The following is a 2,898-nucleotide window of genomic DNA, read 5'->3' as shown; positions in this document are numbered from 1 at the left end:
CTTTTCCTTAGCCATCGATACAATCCTCCGCAGAAGAAATAGTCTTGCACTGATAAAACAAAGGCAGATATTTTCATATCTGCCTTGTTTATATGGAGCTCTTGAGCGGATTTGAACCGCTGACCTCACCCTTACCAAGGGTGTGCTCTACCAACTGAGCTACAAGAGCGAAACACTTTGCGCAAAATCCGGCAAACTTGGAGCGGGTAGCGGGAATCGAACCCGCATCATCAGCTTGGAAGGCTGAGGTTCTACCACTAAACTATACCCGCGGAGCTTGCGGCTCTCGCTAAAACTGGTGGAGGGAGAAGGATTCGAACCTTCGAAGCTCTCGCAACGGATTTACAGTCCGTCCCCTTTGACCGCTCGGGAATCCCTCCAGATGTGGCCGGCATTCTATTTGTTTGCCGCCCTAGTGTCAAGCGTTTTTTCAAATTTTTTCAATCAAATCTGAAACTTAGCTACTTTGACACCGCTTCCAGTTCTACCACCTGAGTAGTGTTCCCTGTGAAGCGGGCGCCATTCTATCAAGCTATTCGCCAGTTGCAATACCCTGGCAGAAAATAATTTTATGTTTTAAGTCTTTGAAATCATTGGAAAGAGCTGAGAGCACCGTTTGGTCCAGCAAACGCTCGCTTTCCGGTGCGACCTTGAGCCAGCGCCCATCTGCCCCCGGCAGCTGCCCCACCACTGGCAACGTCGCAATATCCAGGCTCAATAGGCGCTGACGAAGCGCATCCAGCTGCCCCTGCCCCATTACCCCGCCCACTACCAGGCATTCATCACGACGCTTGGGCGGCGCCGACACGCCTGTTTCACGCAGCAGGCGAATTTCTTGCTGATTCCCCTTGTACAGTGACAGCGGGGCGACTTCCTTGACCTTCAGCGGGGCTTCCTGCTGGTGCCACACGTAATAGAAGACGTTGAGCACCAGTAACAGCAGAAACAACCAACGCATAGGCACCTCAATCCAATGGGCAGGCCATGGCCAGGCCAACGAAAACCAGGTCTGGCACAACACGCGCCAGGGGCACAGCCTCCCTTACCAGTGGCGCATCACCCCCAGTGAGAAATACCGTGAACGTGTCCCCCCACAGCGCACGCGCCTGATCAAGCTGGGTACGCGCAAAACCCTGGAGCATCAACACACAGCCGCGCTCGACCGCTTCGACGGTGGAGCGCCCGGGCGACAGACTGGTCAATGCACGCTCGGCGGAGGCATCGTCATAGCGGATACGCCGGGTATGGGTGCGCAGCTGGCTACGCATCAAAGGCATGCCCGGGCAGATGTAACCACCCAGATGCTCACCATCCGCCGCAACGAAGTCCGCTTTTGCGGCAGTGCCCAAGTCAATGACCAGACACGCGCCCTTTGCCAAATGAAATGCACCCAGCGCAGCCAGCCAACGATCCATACCCAGACGCTGATAATCGTCATAGCCATTGCGCACGCCGGCCATCTCCCGTGCCGGTTGCGCAACACGCGCCTGAACGGTAAACGCCCGGGCAATCAATGAACACAGGGCATCGGTTTCTTCCTCGCTGCGCACACTGACAATGCGACAGCCTGTAAGACGCACCGAAGCCAGCGCAGCCACTTCAGCGAGCAACGCCTGATCGGAATCGACGATCCCGCCACCTTCAATGACTGCATCAGCGGCATGGATTACCCGCCACTTGATGAAGCTGTTACCGCAATCGAGCTCAAGAATCATCACGCAACCTCAAACTGAGCTCACCACCACTGAAGCTCTTTTCCACTCCGTCCACCTCAAGGCGCAAGCCACCCTGCCCGTCGACGCCGAGAACCACACCATCAATATGCGTGCTGCCAGCAACCAGCGAAACATTGCGCCCCTGCCAAAGGTGCGCCTGCTCCCATTCTTCCAGGAATGCTGCAAATCCGTAGCGACGATGGCGTGCCAATTCATGCTGCAGCTGCTGACTGAGCGATGCCACTAAGTGATTGCGATCAATTGTCGCCCCCACCTCACGCCGCATCGAGGTCCACTGCTGATCGACCTGGTCATTTGCCTGCATGTTCACATTGATACCGATACCCAGCACCACATGGCAGACATCGGCGGGGTCGCCCACTAGTTCCAGGAGAATGCCAGTAATCTTCTGCCCGCGAACCAGCACATCGTTGGGCCATTTGAGCCCTACCTCTTTTACGCCAAACGCCTGCAGGGTACGCATTACAGCCAATCCCACCACCAGGCTCAAACCTTCGAGCTGACGCATGCCGCCATCCACTCGCAATACAAGGCTGTAATAGAGGTTTTCGGCAAATGGGCTGATCCACTGACGGCCACGCCGGCCGCGGCCGGCACTCTGCCGCTCGGCCAGCACGATAAACGGAGCTGCCTGCCCTTGGCCGGCAAGCCGCAAACCTTCCGCATTGGTCGAATCAATAGATTCGTGGATGAACACTGGCCACTGCTCGCCTTTGGCATAACCGGCGATTGCCTGCGCTTCGAGCAAGGCGAGCGGTGCCGCCAGCTGATAGCCGCGCCCACGAACCTTGTGAATGGTGAGGTTCAGTTCACCCTCCAGGTGCTGCAGCTGCTTCCAAACGGCACTGCGACTCACCCCGAGGGCTGCCCCCAGGGCTTCACCGGAATGGAACCGGCCATCCTTGAGGAGATTCAACAACTTCAGCATGCCAGTCTCGACTTGGAATAAGGCAGGCATGATAGCCATGGGCTGTTGGCTTGCATAGGAAAAGGGCCCGTAAGTGCGGCCTTGTGTCGCGATCCCTGTGGGTTTCGGCTTTGGCCGCGAAGCAAGCGACGCGGAGGATGGCACCGGCTTTGCCGGTGTTCGGGGCTAAAGCCGGTCCTACAGGGATCTGGGCAAGGCCAAGACTTGCGTGAGAGCTTGGCTTTTTCGGACCAC

3 protein-coding genes and 3 tRNA genes are annotated in these 2,898 nt (G+C 57.0%); all 6 read right to left on the bottom strand.

Annotation, left to right across the window (positions count from 1 at the left end; translation table 11 throughout):
• Nucleotides 1–93: 93 nt before the first annotated feature.
• Nucleotides 94–169, bottom strand: a tRNA-Thr gene (locus tag APH36_RS29495).
• A gap of 29 nt (nucleotides 170–198) precedes the next feature.
• A tRNA-Gly gene (locus tag APH36_RS29490) sits at nucleotides 199–272 on the bottom strand.
• A 24-nt stretch (nucleotides 273–296) separates the two neighbouring features.
• A tRNA-Tyr gene (locus APH36_RS29485) sits at nucleotides 297–380 on the bottom strand.
• Nucleotides 381–532: 152 nt separating this feature from the next.
• A complete protein-coding gene (locus APH36_RS29480) occupies nucleotides 533–958 on the bottom strand; it encodes a hypothetical protein (RefSeq protein ID WP_019098632.1) in 426 nt (141 codons plus the stop codon).
• Between the two features lie 7 nt (nucleotides 959–965).
• Nucleotides 966–1,715 (bottom strand): pantothenate kinase, encoded by a 750-nt coding sequence (locus APH36_RS29475; protein WP_060501718.1) that lies wholly within the window; start codon nucleotides 1,713–1,715, stop codon nucleotides 966–968.
• On the bottom strand, nucleotides 1,705–2,664 hold the full coding sequence (gene birA, locus APH36_RS29470) for a bifunctional biotin--[acetyl-CoA-carboxylase] ligase/biotin operon repressor BirA (protein WP_060501716.1): 960 nt from the start codon (nucleotides 2,662–2,664) through the stop codon (nucleotides 1,705–1,707). The genes APH36_RS29475 and birA overlap by 11 nt, the downstream gene beginning before the upstream one ends.
• Nucleotides 2,665–2,898 lie beyond the last annotated feature (234 nt).

It is taken from the genome of Pseudomonas sp. NBRC 111133 (assembly GCF_001320605.1).
Classification (GTDB): domain Bacteria; phylum Pseudomonadota; class Gammaproteobacteria; order Pseudomonadales; family Pseudomonadaceae; genus Aquipseudomonas; species Aquipseudomonas monteilii.
The sequence above is the reverse complement of the archived record's forward strand: the minus strand, read 5'-3'. Positions and strand labels throughout refer to the sequence as shown.

What these genes read in the sequence shown, in the direction of transcription:
- APH36_RS29480 (WP_019098632.1), bottom strand. Translation starts at nt 958, where the DNA reads ATGCGTTGGTTGTTTCTGCTGTTACTGGTGCTCAACGTCTTCTATTAC.
- APH36_RS29475 (WP_060501718.1), bottom strand. Translation starts at nt 1,715, where the DNA reads ATGATTCTTGAGCTCGATTGCGGTAACAGCTTCATCAAGTGGCGGGTA.
- birA (WP_060501716.1), bottom strand. Translation starts at nt 2,664, where the DNA reads ATGCTGAAGTTGTTGAATCTCCTCAAGGATGGCCGGTTCCATTCCGGT.